This is a genomic window from Brevundimonas sp. GW821-FHT02A10 (genome assembly GCF_059422025.1).
This window is the reverse complement of the sequence record NZ_JBWKWC010000001.1, coordinates 1036092-1062025: the sequence shown is the minus strand read 5'-3', so window position 1 is coordinate 1062025 and position 25934 is coordinate 1036092. Positions and strand designations below refer to the sequence as shown.

Sequence of the window (25934 nt, the reverse complement as noted above, 5' to 3'; positions counted from 1 at the left end):
TATTTGCCTGGTTCTAGAACTTCAAGCCCAGAGTCGCGGTGACCGTGCGCGGCGCGCCGTAGAAGGCGATGATCGAGTCGCCCGTCAGAGCGCCGGGGAAGCTGTAGCCGCCCACCTTGTAGCGCTCGTCGCCGAGGTTCTTGCCATGGACGCCGAAGGTCAGGCGATCGTCGGACGAGGTCCAGACCACGCTGGCGTCGTAGATCCAGTAGGCGCCCTGATCCAGCAGCGGGGCCGGGGTTTCGAACTGCTGGTAGGCGCCGCGATAGGCGATCGACGGCAGGAACGAGATCATCGAACCGTTCGCCATGGTCCAGTTGTAGGTGGCGCCGATCGAGCCGGTCCATTCCGGGGTGTTCTGGAAGTTGCGTTGCGACGAGACGTCGATGACGCAGCCGACCAGGGTCGGACAGGCGGTGTTGCCCGAGGCCGTGGGCACATAGGCCAGGAACTGGTCGAACTTGGCGTCGATATAGCTCAGGGTCAGGTTGAAGGTCAGGGCCTCGGTCGCGCGCAGGCGGCTTTCCAGTTCCCAGCCGCGGATCGAGGACGAACCGACGTTGTCGACCACCGAGGCGACGGTGGCGCCGGCGGGGTACTGGGTCGTGATCTGCTGGTCCTCGTAGGACGAGTCGAAGATCGCGGTGGCGAAGCTCAGGCGGCGATCGAACAGCGTGCCCTTCAGGCCGATTTCATAGGTCTCGACGGTTTCGGGGTTATAGCCGTTGACGGTGTTCGGATAGAGCACCGCGTCGCCCCGCATGTCGAAACCGCCGGATTTGAAGCCCTGGCCCCACGACACATAGGTCGTCAGTTCCGGGTTGATCTTGTAGCTGACCGAGATCCGCGGCGTGAATTTCTCGAACTCACGCGTGCGGGTGTAGTTGGTGCGCGGAGCGCCCAGCAGCACAGCCGAGGTGTTGTTGAAGTAGGGGCTGCGGATGCCGAGATACTGCTGACGGAAGACGGTGCCTTCCTTTTCGTCGTGGGTGTAGCGACCGCCCAAAGAGATCGACAGTTGCGAGGTCAGGTCGTAGCTGAAGTCGCCGAAGACAGCGTAGCTCTTGGTGTCCACCGAGCCCGAAGTCAGGGTGGTCAGGTTGGCCAGGCCGACGACGGTGTCGAAGGCGCCCGAAGCGGTGGCGTCCAGATAGTAGACGCCGGCGACGCCGTTCCAGTTGGAGCCGTTCAGCAGGATCTGGAACTCCTGGCTGAACTGGTCGTCGTCATAAGCGGCCGGGATGTCGAGGATCGGCTGCGGCAGGTTGTCGAAGTCGATGTTGCCGCGCGTCTTGCCGTCGCGGTAGGCGGTGATCGACTTCAGCGTGACCATGTCATTGACGGTCCATTCGCCGGTCAGCGACAGGCCGCGGGTCTGGACGCGGTTGCGGTCGCCGGCGCCGGCGTTGGTGTCATAGACGTCCGCCGGGATCGGGGCGAACTCGCGGTGGCCGTGACGGGCGTTGGAGTTGTCGTTCACCAGGTCGCCGGCCAGACGGAAGAACAGATAGTCGGTCGGTTTCCATTCCGCGCTGGCGCGGGCGGCGATGACGTCCTTGTTGTAATGGTCGTTGCCGGTGTTCAGGTTGGTGCCGAAGCCGTCGCGCAGATAGCGGGCCAGCGAGGCGGAAACCGCGAACGTGTCGTTGAAGGGCAGGACGGCGCTGGCGACCACATCGCGCTGGTTATAGCTGCCGTAGGACGCGCGCAGCGAACCTTCCGGCTCGGTAGCGTCGATGCGGCGCGTAACGTACTTGATCGCGCCGCCGATGGTGTTGCGGCCGTAAAGAGTGCCCTGGGGACCGCGCAGGACTTCGATGCGCTGCACGTCGAAGATGTCGAGCACGGCGGCCTGCGGGCGAGCCACATAGACGTCGTCGATATAGAGGCCCACGCCCGGATCGAAGCCCCAGAGCGGATCCTGCTGGCCGACGCCGCGGATGAAGCTGATCAGGGTCGAGTTCGAGCCGCGCGCGGCGTTCAGCGTCAGGCTGGGGGTCGAACGCGCCAGTTCGGTGATGTCGGCGGAACCCTTGTTCGCCAGCTGTTCGCCCGAGAAGGCGGTCACGGCGACCGGCACGTCCTTGAGGCTTTCTTCACGGCGGCGGGCGGTGACGACGATGTCGTCAACGGTGGCGGTATCGCTCTGCGGGGCCGCGTCCTGGGCGAAAGCCCCGGTCGAAATCGCACTCCACGCCGCGCCGGCCAGCAGCGCGCTCTTCACGAGTCTGTTCATTGGGGTCGTCCCGTTCCTGTTGTTTCCAGCCCATCGACGCCTTTATTCAGCGTTCAATGATTTTCTTGAACCTGACCCCGTTTCGACGATCTGTCAAACGGCCCAGCTTGAGTGGGGTGACGTGGCGTCAGGCTGTGGCGCCGTTGCACCGGCGCCGGTCGTGGGTCTAAGCCTGTGGGCATGAGCGAGACTGTCCCTTCGCCGGCCCGTCGCGGCCGCCCGCCCAAAGCCGCCGGCGCCGCCGCCGTGGACACCCGCGCCACCATCCTGGACGCGGCAGAGGACCTGTTCTCGAAACACGGCTTCTATGGCGTGACCATCCGTGAGGTGGCGCGCGAGGCCGGGGTCGATACTGCCCTGGTCCACTATTATTTCGGGGCCAAGCGCGAGCTGTTCGACGCCGTCTTCATCCGCCGGGCCGAGGTCTGGAACAACGACCGGGTCGACGCCATCAACCGCTATGTCGAGACGGCGGCGGCGTCAGCCACGCTGGAAGGACTGCTGGAAGCCTTCCTGAGGCCGCCGTTCGAATGGTCGCTGAAGGGCGGGCCGGGCTGGAAACACTATGCCGCCCTGGTGGCCCAGACCAACGCCAACCCCACCTTCGGCGGCGAGACCATGGCCCGCTATTTCGACCCGGCCATCCATCGGCTGATCGAGCTGATCCGGGGGCTGATCCCGGGGTCGAAGGACGTCGACCTCTACTGGGCCTATCACAATCTGTCCGGGGCCCTGACCCTGACGCTCGGCGAGACCGGGCGTCTGGACCGACTTTCCGGAGGCCTGGCCCGTTCCGGCGATCTGGAGAGCGCCTGCGACTATATGGTCCGGTTCGCGGCGGCGGGCATTCGCGCGGTCTGCGGCCCGACCGTGGTCCCGCAGCAGGGCTAGCCGAAAAAGATCGCCCACATCAGCCTTCCGGGCAGGAAGGTGAATGCGCCGGCGATGATCAGCCCGCCGACGAACAGGGCGCCCATGGTGCGGCCGTGCGCGCGGATACGGCCCGAACGCACATGCCAGATCCCCATCGGCAGGGCGATCAGGGTCCAGCCCGAAAGCAGATGGATCAGGCTCAGAGAGCCGGGGTTCATGACCCGGATGAAGAAGGAGCTGATCGCCACGGTCGCCATGGCGACGACCCAGCTCCAGCCTATCAGACGATGCGCCGCCGTGCCCTTGACCCCGATCAGCTGAACCGTGCCGAGCAACAGGGCGGTCAGTGCGGCGGCGATGTGGAGTTTCAGGACACCGTTCTGACGCGCCAGCAGGGCCCAGTCCGGGGCATGGCCGAAGCGCTGCGAGATCAGGAGCCCGCCCGCCACGGCGACGAGAGCGACGGCGACGAGCAGCAGCAGGCGGCGGGGCGTGTAGGTGGCGGTGGGGGTGACGGCGGTCATGACGGGATCCTCGGGAGAGGCCCCGACCCTGACGGGTTTGAGGGACGATCAAAGCGCCGCTTCGCCGGTGACCGCCTCCGCTTCGCGAACGGACAGGGGGCAGGGTCCAGGCGGTCGGCCTCAGACGATCCCGATCAGAAGATGCCGCGCAGGGTCACGCGCTGGGTTACGCCGGTGGTCGTCTGTTCGAACGCGGCGGCGTCGAAGGCCGGCAGGCCGAAGCGGGCGCGGGCGCCGTTCGAGAAGCCGAACGGTTCGCGCGGAATGCCGAGGGCGTTCTTGCTCAACTTGCCATCGCCATCGGTGTCCTGGAAGGCGGCGATGGCGTAGCGGCCGGGCGGCAGGCCCTGGACATAGATGCTGGTCACGGCTCCGGTCCGCTGGAGCATATAGGTCCGTACCGGGTTCTCGCTCTTCCGGAAGGATTCGGCGTCGCGATAGATGGCCACCGCGATCCGGCCGTTGGTCTGGGGCGTCTCCAGCTCGAGCAGCAGGGTGGTCTGGGTTCCGCGGGTGGGCCGGTTCTGGGTCGGCGGCACGATCGGGCGCGAGGGCGCGGCGACCGGGGGCGGAGCGGTCGCAGCCTCGGCCGAAGGGGCGGGCGCCGTGACGGCGGGCTCGGTGACTGCGGGTGCGACGGGAACGACATTGGCGGTGCGCGGCGGCGGGGCCATGGGCACCATACCAGCCTGCTGGGCCACCACGGCATGCGCCGGGGCCATGACAAACAGGGTCGCGATGGCGAGGATGATCTTCATTCCGGGTGCGTTTCGTGGTCTCACAGCGTTATCGCCTCCGACCATGACGGCGAACACCCGTCGAATGCAATGAGTCCCATCCTGAATTCCCCCAACACGTCAAACCCATCGGCCAAAACCGACGGCGATCGCGCCGTTCGCAGCAAGCCCCCTCGCAGGCCTCTGACGCTAGGTCTGGTTCGCGGCATTGTCGTGGCGACGGCGGCGGGCGGGGTCTTCGCCTTCATGGGCGCCTTCGGCACGGGGGCGGCGCCGTTCGGCCTGCGTCTGGCCTATTGGGTCCCGGTGATGCTGGCCGGCGCCTTTTGGGGGCATCTGTGTTCGCGACTGATCGAGCGCTGGATCGATCTGGACGAACGGCCCTGGCTGACGGTCCTGGCCCTGACCGCCGCGATCACCGGGCCGGTCTCGGTTCTGGTGTGGGCGGTGACGGGGCTGATCTTCGAGGGCCGCGTCTATTCCCTCTCGGCCCTGCCCTATATGCTGATCCCGGTCGGCGTGGTGACGGCGACCCTGTCGGCCATCAACGTCTTCCTGTCGAAGGCCCAGCCGGTCCAGACCCATGCGGCCGAGGTCGGGGCGCCCGCCGCCCGCTTTCCGGATCGCCTGCCGCTCAAGCTGAGGGGCGCCGCCATCCGCGCCGTTCAGGCCGAGGACCACTATCTGCGCATCCACACCGACCGGGGCTCGGACCTGATCCTGATGCGGCTGTCCGATGCGCTGGAGGAGCTGGAGGGGCTGGAAGGCGCCCAGACCCACCGCAGCTGGTGGGTGGCCAGGGACGCCGTGCGCGACGTGGCACGCGGGGACGGCCGCGCCACCCTGTCGCTGGACGGCGGCCTGACCGCCCCCGTCAGCCGACGCTACGCCGGGGCCTTGAGGGAGGCGGGCTGGTATTGAGATCTCCCGGGGCTAGGCCTTCCACACCCCGTGGAACCCGGCGGGCAGGGCGACGTCGGCGGTCCAGCTGGCGACCGGTCCGTCCGACACATGGGCGGCGTCGAAGACGTGCAGTTCAGTCACCCCGGCGCGCAGGTTGATGGCGGGGCCGACCAGCCAGGCGTCGCGCTCGGTCCGGGCGTTCGGCCTGGGCACGAACACCGTCTCCTCGACGATATGGCTGACGCCGAACTCGAAGCTGTCGGACTTGCCCGACGCCCAGTCCTGAACGGCCAGACCGGTCGGCAGGGGACGGTCCGGCGTCTCGCCCGCCGTATGGGCGGTCAGGGTCCGATTGAGGCCGGCGAAGCGCGGATTGGCCTTGGGGAACTCCCCGACCGCGCCGCTGGAGACCATGTCGGCGCGGCCGTCGGCGTACAGGGTGACCAGTTTGAGTACGGCGGGCTCCCCGGGCACGCGGCCGCGCTGCTGGACCAGAACCCGGGCGCCCTCGACCGCGAACTGGACGTCCTTGCCCGCCGCGACGTCGAAGCGGATCGTGCCGTCCCGGTCTGTCCAGGCGTCGCCGAGGTGGAAGAAGGAGAAGGTCGGCAGTTCGAAGATCCGGCTCTGCGTCAGATCGGCCTTGTCCAGCACCAGGACCTGGGTCCCCAGCTCCGGCTTCCAGGCGAACTGGCTGGCGAAGGGCATGCCGTGATGGTCGAAGACCCAGGGCTGCAGCACGATCACCAGATGGCGGTCGGTGGCGGTGAAGTCGTGCAGATAGCTGGCGCGCGGCAGGCGCACGAGCGAGGCGTCGATCAGGCTTCCGTCGGCGCGCATATGCCAGACGACCATCTGGCCGCCGCTGGTCCCGACGTTCCAGACCGTGCCGTCCGGGGCGTAGCGGGGGTGAGGCTGGAAGGGCATGCCTTTCAGGTCGTCGCGCAAGGTGACGAAGCCCTCGGTGGCCAGTGAGCCGGGGTCCATGGCGAGCGGCGAGCCGGCCTCCCACAGGGCCCAGATCTTGTCGCCGGCGACCATGACCGCGGTGTTGGCGGCATTGGCGGCGTCGTTGGAATCGAGCCGTGCGCGGCTGTCGCCCGCCGTGCCGAAGCCGGGAGTGACGACGGCGTCGAGTTCGCTCTCGTAGCGGCGCTTGGGGGTGTCGGCGAAACGGGCCTGCAGCGTCGCCTTGCCGTCGCGGATGTCGAACGACCGCATCAGGCCGTCGCCGTCGAACCAGTGGGTCGCCGAGCCGCCCGGGCGGCGGAATTTCGCCGGGCCGTTCCGGAACAGCGTCCCCTCCAGCCCCACCGGCGCCCGGCCGTGGGTCAGCCGCAGGGCTTGCGGCGCGATGTCGCCTTCGAGATCGCGAGTGGCCAGCGCCCAATCGGCGGTCGCATCAAGGGCGGCGGCGGCGCGCACCATCTCCGGCGTGGCGACGGCGGCGGACAGGGCGGCGGCGCCCATCAGGAAGTTGCGGCGGGTGGGGGTCATGGTCGCACTCGGCATAAGAAGATTTCGGGAAAGCCGGGGGTCTGGGGGCTCAAGCAGCGCGAAGCGCGTTAGCCCCCAGAGAGAAAGGTCACTTCAGGCTGATCGTCTGGGCCGTATCGCCCGAGACGGTGAAGTGAGCCTGCGCCCAGGTCGCCGGGCCCATACTGCCGCGGGCGTTGTTGGAGAAGGCGTAGGGCTCGGTCGGCATGCCGAAGGGGTTGGTGTTCATCCGGCCGTCGCCATTGACGTCGTGGAACGACTTCACCGCATAGTCGCCGGCGGGGACGGTGAAGGTCGCGGTGTGCTGGCCGGCGGAGACATCGACCATGGCCTGGGCGACCGGGGCGCCCTGACCGCCGTAGGCGGCTTCGCTGCCGAACAGGACCACCATGATCTCGCCGGTCGAGGCGGCGGTGTCGAAGGTCAGGGTGACGGTCGGCTCGTCGGCGGCGAAGGCGGGAGCAGCGACGAGCAGGGCGGCGAGGGTAAGGGCGGCGATTTTCATGGCGGCGATCCTGAGAGGGAGGCCCGACGGCCGGGCTCCGATGTCCCGACCGTGCCGCCGCCTTCCTCGCCTCGCCACCGCCTCTACGGCTGCGACCGCCGTCCGTTCGCGAACGACCACGCCTGTGCGTTCACGAAGCGCGAACGAACACTCCGGATCAGTCCGCCGCGTCCTCGATGGCGTGGATCTGGTCGTCGTCGAGGCCGAAGTGGTGGCCGATCTCATGGATCAGGACGTGGGTGATGATCTCGGCCAGGCCGACGTCGCCGCGCTCGCACCATTCGTCGAGGATGGGGCGGCGATAGAGGAAGATGCGCGAAGGCTCGATCGCCGGACCCATCGAGTCGCGCCGGCCGATGTCGACGCCGTGGTAGAGGCCGCTGAGCTCGAACGGATCCTCGATGCCGAAGCTCGCCAGGGTTTCGTCATCGGCGAAGTCGTCAATGCGGAACACCACCTCGCCCGCCGCCGTACGGAACTCCTCCGGCAGGTCGGCGAAGGCCTGTTCGGCCAGTCGGGCGAAGTCGTCGAGCGAGGGGGCGAGTTGGTCGGTCCAGAGGGAGGGCGAGGCGTCGGTCATGGGATGCGGCCGGGAGTTTGTGGTCGGTGAGGAACGACGGATGTGGCGATGATCGGCGGCAATGGCCACGCGTCCGGATGGCGCAACCTGTGTCCGTCCGGCTCCGTATCACCAACGCCCATGCAAATCGCACGTCTTAAGCTATGGTGAATCATCGAATCGGCGGGTGAGGATTGATGGCGGAAGCCGAAATCGCCTTTGTGGCGGCGGCAGGCGCGGCGGGTCTGGCGTTGGCGGTCAGCGCCTGGGCCTGGCGGCTGCGTGGACGGCTGGCCGCGCGCGAGGCCGAGGTCGAGGCCTGGGAAGGCGAACGTTCGTCCGCCCTGTCCGAGCGCGATGGCGCCCTGACCGCCTTCGAGGACCTGCGCATCGGCCTGACTTCCGACGGTGGGGTGAACAGCCTTCTCGGGCCGACCGAGGCCGTGGTCGCGGCCCGCGCGGCGCTGTGTCCCGAGGACGAGGGCGCCGATGACGCCGTGGTTCTGGCGACCGCCATCCATGCCGCCTGGCCCGGCCAGATCCGCGCCCTGGTCGAACAGGGCGAGGCCTGCGACCTGCGTATCGACACCACGACCGGCAGCTGGGCCGTCGAGGGACGGTTGTCGGGCGGCGTCGCCTGGCTGAGACTCTATCCCATCCGGGCCATGGTCTCGGGCGTCGAGGCCAGCCTCGGCCTGCTGACCGATGCCTCTCCCGCCCCGACCTGGGTGATCGACGCCGAGGGCCGGCTGCTGTGGGCCAACCGCGCCTGGCTGGGCGAGGTCGATGCGGCCTCGCTGGAGGAGGCGCGCGACCGGGGTCTGGTCTTCGATCGCGGCGCCGAGGGTCTGTTGACCGAGGCCGGGCGGATCGGAGTGCGGCAGGAAGGCTTCCGCTGGACCGCGGGCGGCGGACGCCGTCGCGCCTGGCGGATCGTCGCCGAGCCCCTGGCCCGGACCGGGGCGCTGGCGGGCGCTGTTCTGGCCTTCGCCATCGACATGACCGAGGCCGAGGAGACGCGCGACACGCTTCGCCGTCACGTCGAGGCCCATGACGAGACCCTGAACCATCTCGCCGACGCCGTGGCCATCTTCGGTCCGTCCAAGCGGCTGGCCTTCCACAACGTCGCCTTCCAGCAGCTGTTCAACATCGATCCGGCCTGGCTGGACGAGCGCCCGACCCATGCCGAGCTGCTGGACCGGCTGCGCCAGAAGCGCCAGCTGCCCGAGGTCGTCGACTATGCGGGCTGGAAGGCCGGGGAGCTCGATTTCTACGGCGCCTCCGAGGCCGCGCCGGACGACAGCTGGTCCCTGCCCGACGGACGAACCCTGCGGGTCGTGCGCCAGCCCCACCCGCTGGGCGGCATCCTGCTGCTGTTCTCGGACATCACCGACGAGCTGCAGCTGCGCAGCCGCTACAACGCCCAGATCCAGGTCCAGACCGCGACCCTGGACAAGCTCAACGACGCCGTCGCCGTGTTCGGCTCGGACGGGCGGCTTCGGCTGCACAATGAAGCGTTCGAGACCTTCTGGGGCCTGTCGAACGAACGGCTGATCGAGGCGCTCGACTTCGACGCCGTCGCCGAATTGGCCAAACACACCCTACCCGATCCGGCCCTGTGGCTGGGGCTGAAGGCGCGGGTCGCCGATCCTGATCCCGAAAGCCGCGTGCCGATCTCGGGCGAGGGCCGCACCGCCGACGGCCGCATCGCCGCCTGGCAGACCCGCCCCCTGCCGGACGGCGCGACGCTGGTGGCCTTCTCCGACGTCACCGCCCGGCGCGAGCTGGAACAGGCCCTGGCCGCCAAGGCCGCCGCGCTCGAGGAAAGCCAGGCCCTGAAGCGGGAGTTCGTCGGCTCGGTCAGCTATGAGCTGCGCACGCCCCTGACGACCATCGTCGGCTATTCCGAACTGCTGGAAACGCTGGGCAATCTGAACGAGCGCAACCGCCAGCACGCCGGGGCGATCCGCGTCGCCGCCAGCCAGCTGGCCCGGTCGATCGACGACGTTCTGGACATGGCCCAGATCGATGCCGGCGAGATGGAGCTGGCGCTGGGCGACGTGCGGATCGACGACATGTTCGCCGCCGCCGCCGAACGTTTCCGCCCCCGCATCGAGGGGCGCGGCGCCCGGCTGATCGTCCACCCCGTGGAAACGACCGGCGCCATTCGCGGCGACGCCCGACGCATCGCCCAGGCCCTGGATCATCTGCTCGAGAACGCCACCCGTTCGGTCGCCGAGGACGGGGTCGTCACCCTGCGCGCGGAGGGCAATACGTCCGAGGTCCGCATCCGTGTCGAGGACACCGGGCGGGGCATTCCCTATCACCTGCAGGCCCATGTCTTCGATCGCTTCGTGCGTCGCGACCGGGGCGGACCGGGCGTCGGGCTGGCGCTGGTCAAGGCCCTGGTCGAGCTGCACGGCGGCTGGGCCGAGGTCGAGAGCGAGCCCGGCAAGGGCGCCGCCTTCATCCTGCACCTGCCCGTCGACGCCCAGAGCGACGCGGCGGCGCCGGAGCTGCAGCTGGGCTGAGCGGATTTCAAAGCCCGCGTGAACGCGATAGAGGAGCCGCATGACCGAGCTTCTCAAGACCGCCATCATCTACGATTTCGACGGCACCCTCGCGCGGGGGAACATGCAGGAGGTGACCTTCATCCCTTCGCTGGGCATGGGGATCGGCGACTTCTGGGGCGAGGCGGACCGGCTGACCAAGTCGAACGACGCCGACAATATCCTGATGTACATGCAACTGATGCTGCAGCGGGCGCGGGAACACGGCGCCCCCATCACCCGCAAGCTGCTGGCCGGCCACGGCGAGGATGTGAAGCTGTTCGACGGGCTGAAGTCGGATCTGACCGGCAAGGGCTGGTTCGAGCGCATCAACGAGATCGGCGAGAAATACGGCCTCGATATCGAGCATTACATCATCTCGGCCGGCCTCGAGGAGATGATCGACGGCTGCCCGATCCGAGACGCCTTCCACCACGTCTTCGCGTCGAAATTCGCCTATGACGACACGGGCACGGCCATCTGGCCGGCGGTGGGCGTCAACTATACGACCAAGACCCAGTACCTCTTCCGCATCAACAAGGGGGTGCTGAACCACTGGGACCACGAGCGGATCAACAAGTTCACCGCCGACGACGACCGGCCGGTGCCGTTCGAGCGGATGATCTTCCTCGGCGACGGGGACACCGACGTGCCGACCATGAAGATGATGCACACCAAGGGCGGCTTCTCGATCGCCGTCTATGATCCCCTGAACACCGCCCGGGATCAGAAGAAGGTCTACAGCCTGATCTCCGAGGACCGGGTCAATTTCGTCGCGGCGGCCGACTATCGCGAGGGCCAGCCGCTGGACCTGATCGTCAAGGGCCTGATCGGCCGGATCGCCATCACCGCCGGGGTGATGCCGGCCAGCGAAGCCTAGGTCCGGGGCCTGAAGCCTACTTCAGCTTCGCCTCGAAGACCTTGAGCAGCTTGCCCCAGCCGTCGGCGGCGGCGTCGGCCTTGTAGCTGGCGCGGTAGTCGGCGTGGAAGCCGTGCTGGGCGCCCGGATAGACGACGATCTCGCTGGTGGTGTTTCCGGCGCTGCGCAGGGCTGCGCGCATAGCCTCGACCGCCGTCTGGGGGATGCCCTGGTCGAGCTCGCCGTAGAGGCCCAGCACCGGGCATTTCAGGTCGTCGGCCAGATCGACGGGCCAGGGCGTCCCCGCCGAGGCCTGCTCGGGCGTGGCGGTCGCCGACGGGGCCAGCTGCCCGTACCAGGCGACGCCCTGATCGATGACAGGGAACCGGGCGCAGGCCTGCCAGACCACCTTGCCGCCCCAGCAGTAGCCGGTGATCCCGACCTTGTCGCCATTGGCCCAGAGCTGGCCGCTGGCCCAGTCGAGCGTCGCCGAGACGTCGCCCATGACCTGTTCGTATTTGGCGGCGCCGACGATCTGGCGGATGCGGGTCATGTCGGACAGGGGCGCCGGGTCCTCAACGCGGACGAAGAAGGCGGGTGCGATGGCCGCATAGCCCTGTTTGGCCAGGCGGCGGCAGATGTCCTGGATATAGGCGTGGACGCCGAAGATCTCAGACACGACGATCACGACCGGGAAGGGACCGTCGCCCTCGGGCCGGGCCACATAGGCGGGCAGGGCGAAGCCGTCCGGCGCGGGGTAGGTGACATCGGCGGTGGTCAGGCCGTGGGAATCCGTGACGACGGGTTCCGCCGACTGGGCCAGGGCCGCGACCGCATACTGGCTGAAGAAGAGGCCGCCGACGGCGCCGACGCCGAGCGTGCGGCGCGAGAACTTCAGGTCGTCTGCGGTCTGGCCTTCGGGACGGATCAGGACGGTCATGCGGCGCTCCGGAACGGGTCGATTGAATGCGGAGGGGACCTTGGTCCCGACCGGCGCGACCGTCGAGTCCCTAAAGCGCCCGGCGCAGTGTCAGATTGAGGCGCCCGCCGCCGGGGATCAGCCGTGACGAGCCCTCCAGCACCCGGTCGATCCCGTGCCGCGCCAGCCTTGCAGGACCGGTCAGGGCGCAGACGTCGCCGGAGGTCAGGCGGAAGGTCGAGGTCCTGCCGCCCTCGGCCGGGCCGATGCGGAAGGTCGCGGTGTCGCCCAGCGAGACCGACAGGACGGGCGCGCCGTGATCGGCCTCGTCGCGATCCTGATGCAATCCCATCTTCGCCCCCTCCCGATAGAGGTTGACCAGACAGGCGTCGGGCTGCGCTGGCCAGCCGGTCAGGCGGTCCCAGAGGTCGAGAAGAACGGGCGGGATCGGGGGCCAGGCTGCGCCCGTCTCCGGGTGGGTCGGCTGGTAGCGATAGCCGTTCCGGTCCGAGACCCAACCGAGCGGGCCGAGGTTGGTCATCCGCACCGAAAAGGGCCGACCGCCCGGCGTCACGGGCCGATAGAGGGGCGCGGTCTCCATGGCGGCGAAGACCTGCTCCACGAGGGCGCTTTGCTCCGCCTCCGACAAGGCGGAGGGCCACAGGCGGAAGCCGGGCAGGCCGGTCGGGATTTCGGGCGGCGGGATCACGCCGCCCTTCTAGGCCGATCAGGCGTAGAGGGCCACGAACATGCCGGCGGCGGGCGAGGAGTTGCGGATGTCGCGGTCCATCTGTTCCAGCGCCTTGTCGACATCCTTGAGGCCCTCCTCGGTCTCCTTGAAGGCCTTCTTCGTCTCGTCGTCGGGGCCCTTGAGGGCGGTCTGGATCTTCGCTTTGGTCAGGAGTTCGCGGATCACCTTGCCGACGCCGCGCACCAGTTTGACGAAGTCCATGTCGCCGGCGGCCTCCGAGCCGCTGACCTCGTCGCGCATCTTTTCATAGAGGTTGCGCGGATCGACGGCGGGGGCGGGGACGGCGGAAGTGGCCTTTGCATCGGACGACGCGTCCGTGACCGCTTCGGCGTCCTGTGGTTCGGCAGCGGCAGCGGCGGCGCCTTCCCCTTCAGTCCTGTCAGCGGTGGAGGCCTTTTCCGACGGTTCTTCGGCGGGACCAGACGCGGCGGCGGGGGCGGACGGGGCGCTCGCGGAGGCGCCGCCGAGGTCGCGGGCCGCGCCGCCGGCATCGGCATAGGCCTTGATGGCTGATTTCAGGTCTTTGGTGATGGCGGCCAGCTGTTTGGCCATGACCTGGGGATTGTCGGAGGCGAACTGTTTCAGGGTCCTGATGCGTTCGATCAGGGCCATGACCTGGGCCTTCGCCTGGGCCTTGAGCGAATCCCGCCGCTGTTTCTGCATGTCCTCAAGCGAGGTCGCGGCGGTGCGGGCGGCCTCGGTCTTTTCGGACGCCCTGTCGGCGACCCTTGAGGATGGCGCGGACTCCGCCTTCAGCAGGGCGGCGAGGGTCGCGGCGGGCTTTTCGGTCGCCGCCTTGAGGTCGGTTTTGAAGCCCGCAGTCTGTCGGGCGAGGGTCAGTGTCGCGAGCGTCATCGGATCCGAGCTTTCTGCTGGAAGCCCGGATCCTGACACAGAGAGACTAAGCGGGGCTTTACGGGCCCGCCTTGGTATTCAGTTACCGCGTGTAATAATAATCCGCGATCTGGCAGACGTTGATGCCGCGGCGTTCGAGGACCTGGCCGTTGGTGAACTCGGCGCGGAAATCGTAGACGCAGGCGCCCGAGCCGTCGTCGATGTTGACGGTCCAGTTGCGGCCCGAATCCAGGGTGTCGCGGCCTAGGATGTCCTCTTCCCAGCTGTCGGCGCGGGCGTCCGACGCATAGAAGCGCAGCATGGTCCAGCCAGTCTGGTTGTGGATGGTGACGCGGCGATTATAGCCGTCGCGCGACTGGGCGACCTTGAGCACCGCCAGCGGTTTGGCGACCAGGGTCGCCTGACCCGTTTCAGCGGCGGCCGCCGTTGAGCCCGCGCCGATCAGGGCGAGGCCGATCAGGGCGTTGCGGGCGATGGAAGCGAACTTGGTCATGGTGTGATCCTTTCCCCGGACGGCAGGCCGTGGCGGCGTCCGTCGATGAGGAAATCTACCGCCGTTCCGCCAGCAGGGCTCCTGACGGGGTCTGACGACGGCTGACAGGGTCTGATTCCGGGTCTGAAGGGGCAAAGAGTCCTCGGGTTGAATCCCGACGTTGCACATCAAGGCCTTGCGGGGCATGAGGGCTTTCCCATATCCGCACCAGCCGGAGAGGCCCCGAAATCACTGGGGGCTTTCCAACGGAAAACCATCCACCGTCCCTCCCGCGAGGGACATCACGACCAACCGGGGACGGTCACGCGCGGCGCTTAGCTTGAAAAGGCCGCCGCACCGCCCGCCAGACGGAGAGACAATAAAGCCCATGGGCAAGATTATCGGTATCGACCTCGGCACGACCAACTCGTGCGTTGCGGTCATGGAAGGCAAGAACCCCAAGGTCGTCGAGAACGCCGAGGGCAACCGCACGACCCCGTCGGTCGTCGCCATCCAGGACGCGGGCGAGACCCTGGTCGGCCAGCCGGCCAAGCGCCAGGCGGTCACCAACCCGACCAACACCTTCTTCGCCATCAAGCGCCTGATCGGCCGCAATTTTGATGACCCCGTTGTGGCGAAGGACAAGGGGATGGTCCCCTATGAGATCGTCAAGGGCCCGAACGGCGACGCCTGGGTGCGCGCCAACGGCAAGGACTATTCGCCCCAGCAGATCTCGGCCTTCACCCTGATCAAGATGAAGGAGGCCGCCGAGGCCTTCCTCGGCGAGAAGGTGACGCAGGCCGTCATCACCGTGCCCGCCTACTTCAACGACAGCCAGCGTCAGGCCACCAAGGACGCCGGCAAGATCGCCGGCCTGGAAGTGCTGCGCATCATCAACGAGCCGACCGCGGCGGCCCTGGCCTATGGCCTGGACAAGAACGACGGCCAGAAGATCGCCGTCTACGACCTGGGCGGCGGCACCTTCGACGTCTCGGTTCTGGAAATCGGCGACGGCGTCTTCGAAGTGAAGGCCACCAACGGCGACACCTTCCTGGGCGGCGAGGACTTCGACCTGCGTCTGGTCGACTACCTGGCCGACGAGTTCAAGAAGGAGCAGGGCGTCGACCTGCGCTCGGACAAGCTGGCCCTGCAGCGCCTGAAGGAAGAGGCTGAAAAGGCCAAGAAGGAGCTGTCGTCCACGACCTCCTATGAGGTCAATCTGCCGTTCATCACCATGAACGCCTCGGGCCCGCTGCACCTGAACATCAAGCTGTCGCGCGCCAAGCTGGAAGCCCTGGTCGACGACCTGATCGCCCGCACCATCGAGCCCTGCGCCAAGGCGCTGAAGGACGCGGGCCTCAAGGCCTCGGACATCGATGAAGTCGTCCTCGTCGGCGGCATGACCCGCATGCCCGCCGTGCAGGAAGCCGTGAAGAAATTCTTCGGCAAGGAGCCCCACAAGGGCGTGAACCCTGACGAAGTCGTGGCTCTGGGCGCCGCGGTTCAGGCCGGCGTTCTGCAAGGCGACGTCAAGGACGTGCTGCTGCTGGACGTGACCCCGCTGACCCTGGGCATCGAAACCCTGGGCGGCGTCTTCACTCCGCTGATCGAACGCAACACCACCATCCCGACCAAGAAGAGCCAGGTCTTCTCCACCGCCGACGACAACCAGTCGGCCGTGACCATCCGGGTCTTCCAGGGCGAACGCCCGATGGCGGCGGACAACAAGGTCCTGGGTCAGTTCGACCTGATGGGCATTCCGCCGGCGCCGCGCGGCCTGCCGCAGATCGAGGTCGCCTTCGACATCGACGCCAACGGCATCGTCCACGTCACCGCCAAGGACAAGGCGACCAACAAGGAACAGTCGATCCGCATTCAGGCCAACGGCGGCCTGTCGGATGCCGACATCGACAAGATGGTCAAGGAAGCCGAGGCCAACGCCACGGCCGACAAGGCCAAGAAGGACCTGGTCGAGGCGAACAACGCCGCCGAAAGCCTGATCCACTCGACCGAGAAGGCTCTGGCCGATCACGGCGACAAGGTCGATGCCGACGTCAAGGGCGCGATCGAAACCGCCCTCAACGACCTGAAGGCCGCCAAGGAAGCCGGTACGGACCCGGAAGACATCCGCGCCAAGACCAACACCCTGGTCCAGGCTTCGATGAAGCTGGGTGAAGCCATGTACGCCCAGGGCCAGGCCGGTGACGAAGACGTCGCCGCCACGGCCGATGACGGCGTGGTCGACGCCGAGTTCGAGGAAGTCGACGGCGACGACGACGAGAAGAAGAGCGCGTAAAACAACACGCTCTGTAAATGTGAGGGCCCCGCTTGTCAGACGGCAGCGGGGTCTTCTTTTATGAAGGTTGCATCACACGACCCGCTTACCATGTGTTTGACAGGCACTGACTGGGTCACGGACCGCGCCGATCGCCCGCAGAGGCGACGCCGGGCCGACAAGGGATAGAGGACGAGTTCGCCCGATGGCGCGTGACTATTACGAGATTCTGGAGGTCGAGCGGACTATTGACGCCGCCGGACTGAAATCCAGCTATCGCAAACTGGCCATGATCCACCATCCGGACCGCAACGGCGGCTCCGAAGAATCGATGGCGAAGTTCAAGGAAATCTCCGAGGCCTATACCGTCCTGTCGGACGAGCAGAAGCGCGCCGCCTATGACCGCTACGGCCATGCCGGTGTAAACGGCGGCGGTGGCGGCGGTTTCGGCGGCGGCCAGCAGGGCTTCCACGACGTCAACGACATCTTCTCCCAGGTCTTCGGCGACGCCTTCGGGGACGTCTTCGGCGGTCGCGGCGGCGGTCGGCAGAACAACGGCCCGCGCCGCGGCTCGGACCTGCGCTACGACCTCGAGATCACCCTGGAGCAGGCCTATCAGGGCGCCGAGGTCGAGATTTCGGTCCCCTCGACCCTGACCTGCGAGACCTGCGAGGGCACGGGCGCCAAGAAGGGCGCCAAGCCGACCACCTGTTCGACCTGCGCCGGTCAGGGCCGGGTGCGCCAGGCCAACGGCTTCTTCCAGGTGGAGCGTACCTGCCCCAGCTGCGGCGGCGCCGGCCAGAAGATCTCGGCGGCCGATGTCTGCACCACCTGCCACGGCCACGGTCAGGTCCGCAAGACCCGCACCCTGAACCTGAAGGTTCCGGCCGGTGTGGACGACGGCTCGCGCATCCGCCTGACGGGCGAGGGCGACGCCGGCCAGCGCGGCGGCCCGCGCGGCGACCTCTATGTCTTCCTGTCGGTTCAGCCGCACGAACTGTTCGAGCGCGACAACCTCGACCTCCTGTGCACCGTGCCGGTGCCGATGACGGTCGCGGCCCTGGGCGGCGATATCGAAGCGCCCTGTCTGGTGTCCACCGCCTGCGACGGCGAGTGCAAGGCCCCTGTGACCGTCCCCGCCGGCGCCCAGACCGGCAAGACCGTTCGCATCAAGGGCAAGGGCATGCCGCACCTGAACGGCCGCCAGCGCGGCGATCTGGTGGTCGAGCTGTTCGTCGAGACCCCGACCGACCTGACGCCCCGCCAGAAGGAGCTGATGCAGGAGCTGGCCCAGTCGTTCGGCGAGGGCCAGAACCCGCGCAACACCTCCTTCGCCGGCAAGGCCAAGCGCTTCTGGGCCGATATTCTCGGTTCGGAGAGCGATCCCTCGAAAGAGACTGCGGCGTAAGCCGGTTCGTGCTTAGAGTGCGTCGATGAGCGGAATCTTTCATGCCGGTATCTCCGGCGCACGCGGCCGGATGGGCCGTGCGGTCGATCAGGTGCTGGATGAGCGCGACGACGTCATGGTCGCCGTGCGCTTCGACTGGGGCGAGACCCCCGACCTGAGCCTGTGCGACGTGGTCATCGACTTCTCGACGGCGGAGGCTTCTGTCAGCCTGGCCGAGCTGGCGGCCGAACGCGGCGGACCGGCCCTGGTCATCGGCTCGACCGGCTTCACTCCCGAACAGGACGTCCGCATCCTGAAGGCGTCCGAGAAGGTCGCCATCGTGCGTAGCGGCAACTATTCGCTGGGCGTCAACATCCTGATCGGTCTGGTCGAGCACGCCGCCCTGCGGCTGGACGCGCGCGACTGGGACATCGAGGTGATCGAGGCCCATCACCGGCTGAAGGTCGACGCCCCCTCGGGCACGGCCCTGATGCTGGGCGAGGCGGCGGCCAACGGGCGCGGGCACGACCTCGAGGAAGTTCGCCAGAAGCCCTATGACGGCATCACCGGGGAGCGCGAGCCGGGCAAGATCGGCTTCGCCTCTATTCGCGGCGGCGGCATCGTCGGCGAGCACACGGTCCTGTTCGCCTCCAAGGACGAGACCCTGACGCTCAGCCACTCGGCCATCGACCGCAGCCTGTTCGCCAAGGGCGCGGTCGCAGCGGCGGCCTGGGTTCGAACCCGCGGTCCGGGCCTCTATGACATGCAGGACGTTTTGGGCTTCAGGCAGGCCTGAGGGCGAAGCTCTCAGGGTCTAGTGCGCGTGGCGATGGCCGTGTGACCGGAAGGCGCTGCCGGTGAGCAGGGTCTTCAGGAAGAAGAAGATCGAGATCACGATCGCATAGCCGAGGAAGAGGGCCAGGGCCGTCATCCAGAAGCCCATGGTCATGATGTCGGGCAGGGCGATCTGGCCGCCGTCCAGCGCCGGGCGCAGCATGACCACCAGACGGTCGACGATGACGGCGCCGAGCGCCGTGCCCCACAGGCTGCGCCAGGCCGGCATCACCAGCGCGGCGATCAGGGCGATGATCAGCCCCACCACCTGATTGACGCCGTCGAAACCGCCCTGGGCCAGGGCGAACAGGCCGCTCAGAAGCGAACCGATCTGATCGAGGAAGTTTTCCATCACGCACCGCTCCTGTTTGGGGGCCTGCCGGAAACGCAGCTTGGCCGCATGAAGCAGGGTTAACGCCGGTATTGGAGATTCGCTCCGCCCGCGCGTGTGCGATTTCAACCGGACAGGGGCGCACGGCTCCGCTAGAGAGCCCGGATGATCGGCAAGGCCTTGAAAGCATGAGCGGGACGGCGACCGCACAGTCTGACCGGATCGCCTATGGCATCGCCCTGAGGATCGCCTCGGCGGGCTTCTTCTCGATCATGTCGGCGGTGCTCAAGCTGGCGACGACCCACGGGGTCAATGCGCCCGAGATGCTGTTCTATCGCGCCCTGTTCGGCCTGCCGGTGGTGCTGGTCTGGGTTCTGACCATGCATGGCGGCGTGCAGGTGCTGGGCACCGAACGGCCGTGGGCGCATCTGTTCCGTAGCGGGCTCGGCATCGCCTCGATCCTGTGCACCTTCCAGGCCCTGACGCTTCTGACGCTGCCGGACGCCGCGACGCTCGGCTTCACCGCCCCGATCTTCGCGACGATCCTGGCCGCCCTGGTCCTGAAGGAGGTCATCGGGCGGCATCGCTGGGTGGCGGTGCTGGTCGGATTCATCGGTGTCGCCGTAGTGCTCAGGCCCGGCTCGGGTCATGCCCCGCCGCCGGTCGGGGTGGTGTTCGGCCTGCTGGCCGCGCTCGGCACCGCCGGGGTGACGGTAACCCTGCGCCAGCTCAAGGACACCGAACATGTGGCGGCGATCGTCTTCTGGTTCTTCTCCGCCTCGGTGGTCGTGGGCGGGCTGATGCTGCCGGTCTTCGGCCACTGGCATGACCTGACGACCTATGGACTGCTGGCGGCCGGCGGCTTCGCCGGGGCCCTAGCCCAGCTGGCCTCGGCCGCCTCGCTCAAGGCCGCGCCGGTCGCGACGGTGGCGCCGTTCGACTATCTGCAGATCGTCGGGGCGGTGATCTTCGGCTGGTGGCTGATGAACAGCCCGCCCAGCCTGAACACCCTGATCGGCGGCGTCCTGATCGCCGCCAGCGGCCTCTACACCGTCTGGCGCGAACACAAGCGCAGCAAGGACCGGATGGTCCAGACGACGTCCGCGCCGGTCTAGTGGACCTTGCGAGGTGAGGCGGCGAAGACCGGAGGGGATTGGCGGGCCTCGATCAGAACCGATACCTCTTCGGGATCGAGTTCCCGCACCTCGGGCGCGTTGTCGCTGACCACGTCAATGCAGTGCCATTCGGCGTTCACGAACCAGTGGGTCAGCGGTCCCGGATAATCATCCGAGGCGAAGGTGGTCGTCGAGACATAGGCCAGATAGGCGCTGGCTTCCCGGGTTCCGCTCAGGCCCTCGGGCAAGGCCTGCCCTTCCTCAGGCTGATAGAAACTCTCGTTGCGGATGCTGTAGGCGACGTATCGCCACCAGGTCAGTTCGAAGGCGCGGCTGGTCTCGTCGGGCTCCACCGGATTCGCGGGTCCAAGTTCCGTGTCGACGACGACCGGCTGTCGCTTCATTTCCAGGAGAACAAGGCGAAGGTCGTTGGTTGAGGGTTCCCCGATCCCCATGAGGAGCAGCGAACTTTCTCGCTCCAGCGGAGGGCCGGGAAGGAATGACACGGAGCCTATCGCCCGGTCGATCCAAACCCGCCCGCGCCGCGCGCGGTTTCGTCGAGGCTGTCGACCTCGGCGATCAGGGCCTGGGCATGCGCCGCAATGACCATCTGGGCGATGCGTTCGCCGCGCTGGATCACGAAGGGCTCAGCGCCGTGGTTGATCAGGATCACCCCGACCTCGCCGCGATAGTCGCTGTCGATGGTGCCGGGCGAGTTCAGGCAGGTGACGCCGTGCTTGAGCGCCAGACCCGAGCGCGGCCGCACCTGGGCCTCCCAGCCGGGCTCCAGGGCGATCCTGAGGCCCGTCGGCACCAGCGCCCGGGCGCCCGGAGCCATCGTCAGGGGGGCATCGGCGGGCACGGCGGCGCGCAGGTCCATCCCGGCCGAGCCGGTCGTCTCATAGGTCGGCAGGGCCAGCCCCTCGGAATGGGGCAGTCGCTGGATCCGCAGGGTGGTCATTCAGGCTTTTCCGTCGGTCTGGAAGTGATCGGCGATCCGGGCGGCGAGGGCGCGGGCGATGGCGGTCTTGGGCTGGCGCGGCCAGCTCTCGGTCCCCTCGCGGGTGACCAGGAGGACGGCGTTGCCGTCCGAACCGAAAACGTCGTCTGAGACGTCGTTGCCGACGATCCAGTCACAGCCCTTCCTCGACAGTTTGGCGCGGGCATTGGCCTCCAGATCCGTGGTCTCGGCGGCGAAGCCGATCACGAGGGCGGGGCGGCTCGGGCCGGGGGCGGCGATACCGGCCAGGATGTCGGGGTTCTCGATCAGGGCGAGGGTCGGCGGACCGCCGGGACCCTTCTTGATCTTGCCGCCGGCGATGGTGTCGATGCGCCAGTCGGCGACGGCGGCCGACAGGACGGCGATGTCTGCGGGCAGGGCGGCCTCTGTCGCGGCCTTCATCTCCAGCGCGCTCTCGACATCCACGCGGGTGACGCCGACGGGGACCGGCAGACCGGTCGGGCCGGACACCAGCGTCACCTCGGCGCCGAGGGCGGTGAGGGCCGAGGCGATGGCATAGCCCTGTTTGCCGCTGGAACGGTTGGTCAGGCCGCGTACGGGGTCGATGGCCTCGAAGGTGGGGCCGGCCGTCACGACCGCCCTGCGGCCTGTGAGCGGCCTGCCGTCGGGGCCGGTCAGCAGGTCGATGATCCGCTCGAGGATGGCGGCGGGTTCGGCCATCCGGCCGGGGCCGAACTCACCGCAGGCCATTTCCCCGTCGTCGGGACCGACCACGGCCATGCCGTGGAAGCCCTCGAAGCCCTTGAGCCGGGCGACATTGGCCTGAACCGCCGGGTGCAGCCACATGCGCACATTCATGGCCGGGGCCAGCAGGGTCTTCTTGTCCGTGGCGATCAGGGTGGTGGAGGCCAGGTCGTCGGCCAGACCGTTGGCGGCCTTGGCGATCAGGCCGGCGGTCGCGGGGGCCACGACGATCAGATCGGCCCAGCGCGACAGCTCGATATGGCCCATGGCCGTCTCGTCCTCGGGTGCGAACAGGGTCTGGCGCACCGGGTGGCCGGTCAGGGCCGCGAGGGACAGGGGGGTGACGAACTCGGCGCCCGCGGCGGTCAGGATGGTCTGGACCTCGCCCCCGGCCTTCCTGATCAGCCGGACCAGCTCCAGCGCCTTGTAGGCGGCGATGCCGCCGCCGACGATCAGCAGGATCTTGCGGGACTGGAGAGCGCCTGTGGTCATGTCCTGTCTCTAGCCGGGCCGCCGGTCGCCGTCGAGGCAGGGCAGGGGCGACGCACAACCGCGAAAAAGAACATTGCAGGAACATGCAACCTATGCATAACTGCGTTCAGCGATGCAAGGGAGGGTTGGATGGGCGGATTGATCATCAGGACCGGGGCGGTGCTGGGCGTCGGCGCGGTGCTTCTTCTGGCGGGTGGTTGCGACAATGGGCCGTCGGCGGTCCAGACCCGGGACCGGGCCGGGGAGGCGGGGGCGGTCCTGACCGCCGCGGCGCTCGGCGGAGCGGCGCAGGCCGGAGCGATGGGACCTGAGTCCGGCGGCGGGGCGCCGGCGGAAAAGGGCGTGGTCACCGCCAACCGGCGGGAGACGGCCGACGCCAAGATTACGCGGCTGTACGAGCGCAACGGCGCGGCTTTCGGCGCGCGTTCGGCCGAGGACTATGCGGCGCGGATGCAGGCCTTCGCCAAAAACCCGCCGGCGGGGGCGGATACGGCCAAACGGCCGAACGGCGACACCCTCTATTACCAGGCCTCGACCAACACCTTCGCTGTCGTGGCCCGGGATGGTACGCCCCGGACCATGTTCAAGCCGGATGACGGCCCTGCCTATTGGGCCCAGCAGAAGGAGCGGGCGCCCAACTTCGGCGTGCGTCGAAATGCTGGGGCGAGCACAGGCTCCGCCCCGAACTCGTGAAGGCGACGACCGCGTCGGTCGGAGAAGGGGCTCAGGCCTCTTCTTCGGGGCGGTCGGTCATCTCACGGATCAGGTCGAGGGCCAGCTTCTGCTGCCGGTTCGACAGCTGCGGCGCCAGGCGTGAAATCTCGATCGAATAGCGGGTCGAGGGGAAGTCGTGATCGAAGGCGGCAGCGCCCTCTTCGGCCATGCCCGGCTGGCCCTGGGCCAGGCCCTGGAAGAAATAGCCGATGTCGACCTTGAAGAAGCGGGCAATGTCCCAGAGCTTCGACGCCGAGATGCGGTTAGCGCCCTTCTCGTACTTCTGGATCTGCTGGAAGGTCAGGCCGAGAGCCCGGCCCAGATCGCTCTGATTGTACCCCAGGCTGATGCGTTTTTCGCAAACCCGCCTGCCTACATGACGGTCGACGGGGTGGGGTCCGTCTTCGCCTGCGCCTCTAGCCATTTTTCTCTCGCCGTATCCGCGTACTAACGCGACCGTTTTGATGCGCCGCGTTTCGGCGGCTGTCACCCAATATTATACATACGGCGGCGCTTCACATTCGGTTGCAACCTTTAGGCATCATTTTTCGCGGATTCCGCGCTGCTACCCGCGAATAGGTATCAGGTACGAAACGTACCATATTCAAAAGCGAGAAAGTTCAGGGTCGATTCGTCTTATGCGAGCGAATCCCCCTGAGTGCGGCGAGGGCCAGACTCCGCTCCAGCGGGCTCAGGTCGGCGGCGACTTCGGCGATGGCGCGCAGTTCTGCATCGTCCGGAAGCGGATCGTGCGGATTTCCGGACAAGGGCTCGAACACCGCGCCCTCTTCCGCCACTCCCGCGACGCCTCCTCCAGCCATGGCGCCCTCAGCCTTGGGGAATGTCGGGCCAGTCATGGGGCCGTCTTTCGCGCCGGGCGCGACCGCTTCCCCGAATTCGCCGCCGCCGTTCGTGACGGGGCCGATGGTGAAGGGCAAGCCGGCGTAGACCTCGGAGACGTCCAGTCCATAGCGGCGGCAGAACTGCCAGATGCGTGAGGCGGGAATCCGCTGGCCACTCTCATAGGCCTGCCAACGCCCCTCGGAGGCGCCCATGTCGGCGGCGACCTGACGGCGGGTCAGGCCGAGGGCTTGGCGCAGTTCGCGGAAGCGGCGGCTGACGGCCGCGTCGACATGACGGGTCCGCTCGGTTTCCTGCCGCTCTCCTCCCCTGCTCATGCGGCCGGCGCTCCACCGGGTGAGGTGAGACGCCGCCAGGGCAGGCAGATCGCCAGACTGGCTAGAACCGCCAGCCAGAAGAACAGGTCGCCGACGCGGCCGTAGAGGGTCGCCGGCGCCGGACGCGGCAGGAAGGCGTCGATGACGCCGCTCTCGCCCGGATCCAGCCGCTTGCCCGGAACCAGCCTACCCCAGCCGTCGATCATGGCCGAGACCCCTGTCGGGGTGGCGCGCACCACCGGCAGGCCGGTCTCGATGGCGCGGTAGCTGGCGAGGTTCAGATGCTGCAGCGGCCCCGAGGTCCGGCCGAACCAGGCGTCGTTGGAGACATTGGCGATCCACGACGGGCGCTTCGCTCCGCCGGGAGTGAAGCCCGGGTAGAGGCTTTCGTAGCAGATCAGGGGCTGGACGCGCGGCGCGTTCGGCAGGTCGATCGGCGCGGGCTTCGGTCCAGCGCTGAAGTCCGACGGCATATGCACCAGACTGCGGATGCCCAGCGCGCCCATCAGGTCGCCGAGCGGCAGATATTCGCCGAAGGGCACCAGCCGGTATTTGTCATAAATGCCGCTGACCCTCAGGCCCGGCCCATCGCCTTCGTCATGCAGGGCGAAAAGGCTGTTGAAATAGCGGTCCGGGGCGCCTGGCTTTGGCGAGGGCTCGGCGCGGGCGAGGCCCATCAGCAGGGTCTGGCCTGGCTGCAGGGCGCGGGCGATGGCCGTGGCTTCCGGCGCCCCGTCGGCGAAGACCTGATTGGCGCTGGCGGGAAGGGCGCCCTCGGGCCAGACCACGACGTCGGGCAGACCGCCTTCCCCCGGTCTGGCGGTCAGGTTCAGATAGCGATCGACGATCCCCTGATAGGCCTCGGGCGTCCATTTCGATTCCTGGGCCACATCGGCCTGGACGATACGGACGAGAGTCTGGGAAAGCTCGACCTTCGCTCCGTGCAGCCGGATCATGCCGCCGATGACGAGGGCCAGCAGGACGCCGGCGCCGATCAGGGCCGAGGCGGCGCGGCGCTCGCGCGTGCCCGGCCCCAGCAGCGGGGCGAAGGCCGAGACGGCGGCGACGGTGACGAAGCCCAGACCATAGACCCCGACGACCGAGGCGAACTGCGATCCGGCCGATCCGGCCTTCCAGCTGGCGCCCGCGGGGTTCCACGGGAAGCCGGTCAGGACATGGCCGCGCAGCCATTCCAGCAGGCAGAACAGGGCGGCGAAGACCAGGACGCGGATGACGCCCGCGGGCGCGAACCGGCGATACAGCGCCAGCGCCGTCCCCCAGAACAGGCCGAGGCCGGCGGGCAGCAGGCTGGCGGCGAAGGGCGCCATCCAGGCCTGTGACGGATCGACCTGAAACGCCTCGGCGACCCACCAGCAGGAGATGAAGAAATAGGCGAAGCCGCCCAGCCAGCCTATCCAGAACGCGCCGCGTTTGGTCTCCGACCGCTCGGCCAGAAGCATCAGCAGCGGATAGCCGAGCAGGCCCGGCAGGACGCCGAACGGCGGATGGGCCAGAGCCGCGCCGACCCCGGCCAGAAGCGCCAGGCCGATGCGGCCCAGACGCAGGATCAGCCGACGCCGCTTCTCGCTCCCGGCGGCGAGAGCGTGGACGGGCAGGTCGGCCAGGGGTTCGGAGGTCATGCGGCCCGTTTTTACTGGAGGCGA

The 25934-nt window shown here is 68.0% G+C and carries 26 protein-coding genes; 9 read left to right on the top strand and 17 right to left on the bottom strand.

The genetic code is table 11. The features are described from left to right. Window positions 1–13: 13 nt before the first annotated feature. On the bottom strand, window positions 14–2236 hold the full coding sequence (locus tag AC07U0_RS04910; protein ID WP_494718894.1) for a TonB-dependent receptor: 2223 nt from the start codon (window positions 2234–2236) through the stop codon (window positions 14–16). 180 nt (window positions 2237–2416) lie between these two features. On the opposite strand from AC07U0_RS04910, the gene AC07U0_RS04905 reads away from it, so the two are divergent. Beyond that, window positions 2417–3127: a TetR/AcrR family transcriptional regulator gene (locus AC07U0_RS04905; protein ID WP_494718893.1), complete on the top strand. Its 711-nt coding sequence runs from the start codon at window positions 2417–2419 to the stop codon at window positions 3125–3127. Here AC07U0_RS04905 and AC07U0_RS04900 read toward each other — a convergent pair. Then, a complete protein-coding gene (locus AC07U0_RS04900; protein ID WP_494718892.1) occupies window positions 3124–3633 on the bottom strand; it encodes a DUF2306 domain-containing protein in 510 nt (169 codons plus the stop codon). The two genes, AC07U0_RS04905 and AC07U0_RS04900, sit on opposite strands and share 4 nt — an antisense overlap. Before the next feature lie 134 nt (window positions 3634–3767). Beyond that, window positions 3768–4391, bottom strand: coding sequence for a DUF2141 domain-containing protein (locus tag AC07U0_RS04895; RefSeq protein WP_494718891.1), 624 nt, complete (start codon window positions 4389–4391; stop codon window positions 3768–3770). A gap of 192 nt (window positions 4392–4583) precedes the next feature. Here AC07U0_RS04895 and AC07U0_RS04890 point away from each other — a divergent pair, with 192 nt between their 5' ends. Continuing rightward, the gene (locus tag AC07U0_RS04890) at window positions 4584–5291 is read left to right on the top strand and encodes a LytTR family DNA-binding domain-containing protein (RefSeq protein WP_494718890.1); all 708 of its coding nucleotides are present in this window, start codon (window positions 4584–4586) and stop codon (window positions 5289–5291) included. A gap of 12 nt (window positions 5292–5303) precedes the next feature. Here the strand turns inward: AC07U0_RS04890 and AC07U0_RS04885 are convergent, their stop codons facing one another. The 3 genes from AC07U0_RS04885 to AC07U0_RS04875 all read right to left on the bottom strand — a co-directional run bounded on the left by AC07U0_RS04885 (window position 5304) and on the right by AC07U0_RS04875 (window position 7855). After that, on the bottom strand, window positions 5304–6770 hold the full coding sequence (locus tag AC07U0_RS04885) for a carotenoid oxygenase family protein (protein WP_494718889.1): 1467 nt from the start codon (window positions 6768–6770) through the stop codon (window positions 5304–5306). 88 nt (window positions 6771–6858) lie between these two features. Then, entirely contained in the window at window positions 6859–7275 is a 417-nt protein-coding gene (locus AC07U0_RS04880) for a DUF2141 domain-containing protein (protein WP_494718888.1), read from the bottom strand. Between the two features lie 157 nt (window positions 7276–7432). Further along, window positions 7433–7855: a metallopeptidase family protein gene (locus AC07U0_RS04875; RefSeq protein ID WP_494718887.1), complete on the bottom strand. Its 423-nt coding sequence runs from the start codon at window positions 7853–7855 to the stop codon at window positions 7433–7435. A 176-nt stretch (window positions 7856–8031) separates the two neighbouring features. Between AC07U0_RS04875 and AC07U0_RS04870 the strand changes: the two genes are divergently transcribed. Together AC07U0_RS04870 and AC07U0_RS04865 are read left to right on the top strand one after the other, a co-directional pair. Next, on the top strand, window positions 8032–10365 hold the full coding sequence (locus AC07U0_RS04870; protein ID WP_494718886.1) for a sensor histidine kinase: 2334 nt from the start codon (window positions 8032–8034) through the stop codon (window positions 10363–10365). Window positions 10366–10405: 40 nt separating this feature from the next. Then, the gene (locus AC07U0_RS04865) at window positions 10406–11263 is read left to right on the top strand and encodes an HAD family hydrolase (RefSeq protein WP_494718885.1); all 858 of its coding nucleotides are present in this window, start codon (window positions 10406–10408) and stop codon (window positions 11261–11263) included. Window positions 11264–11279: 16 nt separating this feature from the next. On the opposite strand, the gene AC07U0_RS04860 is transcribed toward AC07U0_RS04865, so the two are convergent. The 4 genes from AC07U0_RS04860 to AC07U0_RS04845 form a co-directional block, all read right to left on the bottom strand. Then, entirely contained in the window at window positions 11280–12182 is a 903-nt protein-coding gene (locus AC07U0_RS04860) for a dienelactone hydrolase family protein (RefSeq protein WP_494718884.1), read from the bottom strand. A gap of 70 nt (window positions 12183–12252) precedes the next feature. Continuing rightward, window positions 12253–12870 (bottom strand): alpha-ketoglutarate-dependent dioxygenase AlkB, encoded by a 618-nt coding sequence (locus tag AC07U0_RS04855; protein WP_494718883.1) that lies wholly within the window; start codon window positions 12868–12870, stop codon window positions 12253–12255. A gap of 18 nt (window positions 12871–12888) precedes the next feature. After that, window positions 12889–13767 carry a hypothetical protein gene (locus AC07U0_RS04850; RefSeq protein ID WP_494718882.1) on the bottom strand — a complete coding sequence of 293 codons (879 nt, stop codon included), beginning with the start codon at window positions 13765–13767 and terminating at the stop codon, window positions 12889–12891. A gap of 82 nt (window positions 13768–13849) precedes the next feature. Continuing rightward, entirely contained in the window at window positions 13850–14260 is a 411-nt protein-coding gene (locus AC07U0_RS04845) for a hypothetical protein (protein ID WP_494718881.1), read from the bottom strand. A gap of 367 nt (window positions 14261–14627) precedes the next feature. Between AC07U0_RS04845 and dnaK the strand changes: the two genes are divergently transcribed. The 3 genes from dnaK (at window position 14628) to dapB (ending at window position 18697) form a co-directional block, all read left to right on the top strand. Continuing rightward, window positions 14628–16535, top strand: coding sequence for a molecular chaperone DnaK (gene dnaK / locus AC07U0_RS04840; protein WP_494718880.1), 1908 nt, complete (start codon window positions 14628–14630; stop codon window positions 16533–16535). Between the two features lie 184 nt (window positions 16536–16719). Continuing rightward, window positions 16720–17922 carry a molecular chaperone DnaJ gene (dnaJ, locus tag AC07U0_RS04835; protein ID WP_494718879.1) on the top strand — a complete coding sequence of 401 codons (1203 nt, stop codon included), beginning with the start codon at window positions 16720–16722 and terminating at the stop codon, window positions 17920–17922. A gap of 25 nt (window positions 17923–17947) precedes the next feature. After that, window positions 17948–18697, top strand: coding sequence for a 4-hydroxy-tetrahydrodipicolinate reductase (dapB, locus tag AC07U0_RS04830; RefSeq protein WP_494718878.1), 750 nt, complete (start codon window positions 17948–17950; stop codon window positions 18695–18697). 18 nt (window positions 18698–18715) lie between these two features. On the opposite strand, the gene AC07U0_RS04825 is transcribed toward dapB, so the two are convergent. Next, on the bottom strand, window positions 18716–19087 hold the full coding sequence (locus tag AC07U0_RS04825; RefSeq protein ID WP_494718877.1) for a hypothetical protein: 372 nt from the start codon (window positions 19085–19087) through the stop codon (window positions 18716–18718). A 167-nt stretch (window positions 19088–19254) separates the two neighbouring features. Here AC07U0_RS04825 and AC07U0_RS04820 point away from each other — a divergent pair, with 167 nt between their 5' ends. Beyond that, window positions 19255–20181, top strand: a complete 927-nt coding sequence (locus tag AC07U0_RS04820; protein ID WP_494718876.1) for a DMT family transporter — start codon at window positions 19255–19257, stop codon at window positions 20179–20181. Here the strand turns inward: AC07U0_RS04820 and AC07U0_RS04815 are convergent. The 3 genes from AC07U0_RS04815 to coaBC form a co-directional block, all read right to left on the bottom strand. Beyond that, complete coding sequence (locus AC07U0_RS04815; protein ID WP_494718875.1) at window positions 20178–20585, bottom strand: hypothetical protein; 408 nt, start codon at window positions 20583–20585, stop codon at window positions 20178–20180. The two genes, AC07U0_RS04820 and AC07U0_RS04815, sit on opposite strands and share 4 nt — an antisense overlap. 107 nt (window positions 20586–20692) lie before the next feature. Next, entirely contained in the window at window positions 20693–21142 is a 450-nt protein-coding gene (gene dut, locus AC07U0_RS04810) for a dUTP diphosphatase (protein ID WP_494718874.1), read from the bottom strand. Then, entirely contained in the window at window positions 21143–22378 is a 1236-nt protein-coding gene (coaBC, locus tag AC07U0_RS04805; protein WP_494718873.1) for a bifunctional phosphopantothenoylcysteine decarboxylase/phosphopantothenate--cysteine ligase CoaBC, read from the bottom strand. It abuts the gene before it with no gap. A gap of 129 nt (window positions 22379–22507) precedes the next feature. On the opposite strand from coaBC, the gene AC07U0_RS04800 reads away from it, so the two are divergent. Continuing rightward, entirely contained in the window at window positions 22508–23071 is a 564-nt protein-coding gene (locus AC07U0_RS04800; RefSeq protein ID WP_494718872.1) for an S-type pyocin family protein, read from the top strand. Window positions 23072–23102: 31 nt separating this feature from the next. Here AC07U0_RS04800 and AC07U0_RS04795 read toward each other — a convergent pair whose 3' ends face one another. The 3 genes from AC07U0_RS04795 to lnt all read right to left on the bottom strand — a co-directional run bounded on the left by AC07U0_RS04795 (window position 23103) and on the right by lnt (window position 25910). After that, on the bottom strand, window positions 23103–23516 hold the full coding sequence (locus tag AC07U0_RS04795; RefSeq protein ID WP_494718871.1) for a helix-turn-helix domain-containing protein: 414 nt from the start codon (window positions 23514–23516) through the stop codon (window positions 23103–23105). A 196-nt stretch (window positions 23517–23712) separates the two neighbouring features. Beyond that, window positions 23713–24270 carry a helix-turn-helix domain-containing protein gene (locus tag AC07U0_RS04790; RefSeq protein WP_494718870.1) on the bottom strand — a complete coding sequence of 186 codons (558 nt, stop codon included), beginning with the start codon at window positions 24268–24270 and terminating at the stop codon, window positions 23713–23715. Further along, on the bottom strand, window positions 24267–25910 hold the full coding sequence (gene lnt, locus AC07U0_RS04785) for an apolipoprotein N-acyltransferase (RefSeq protein WP_494718869.1): 1644 nt from the start codon (window positions 25908–25910) through the stop codon (window positions 24267–24269). The genes AC07U0_RS04790 and lnt overlap by 4 nt, the downstream gene beginning before the upstream one ends. Between the last annotated feature and the right edge of the window lie 24 nt (window positions 25911–25934).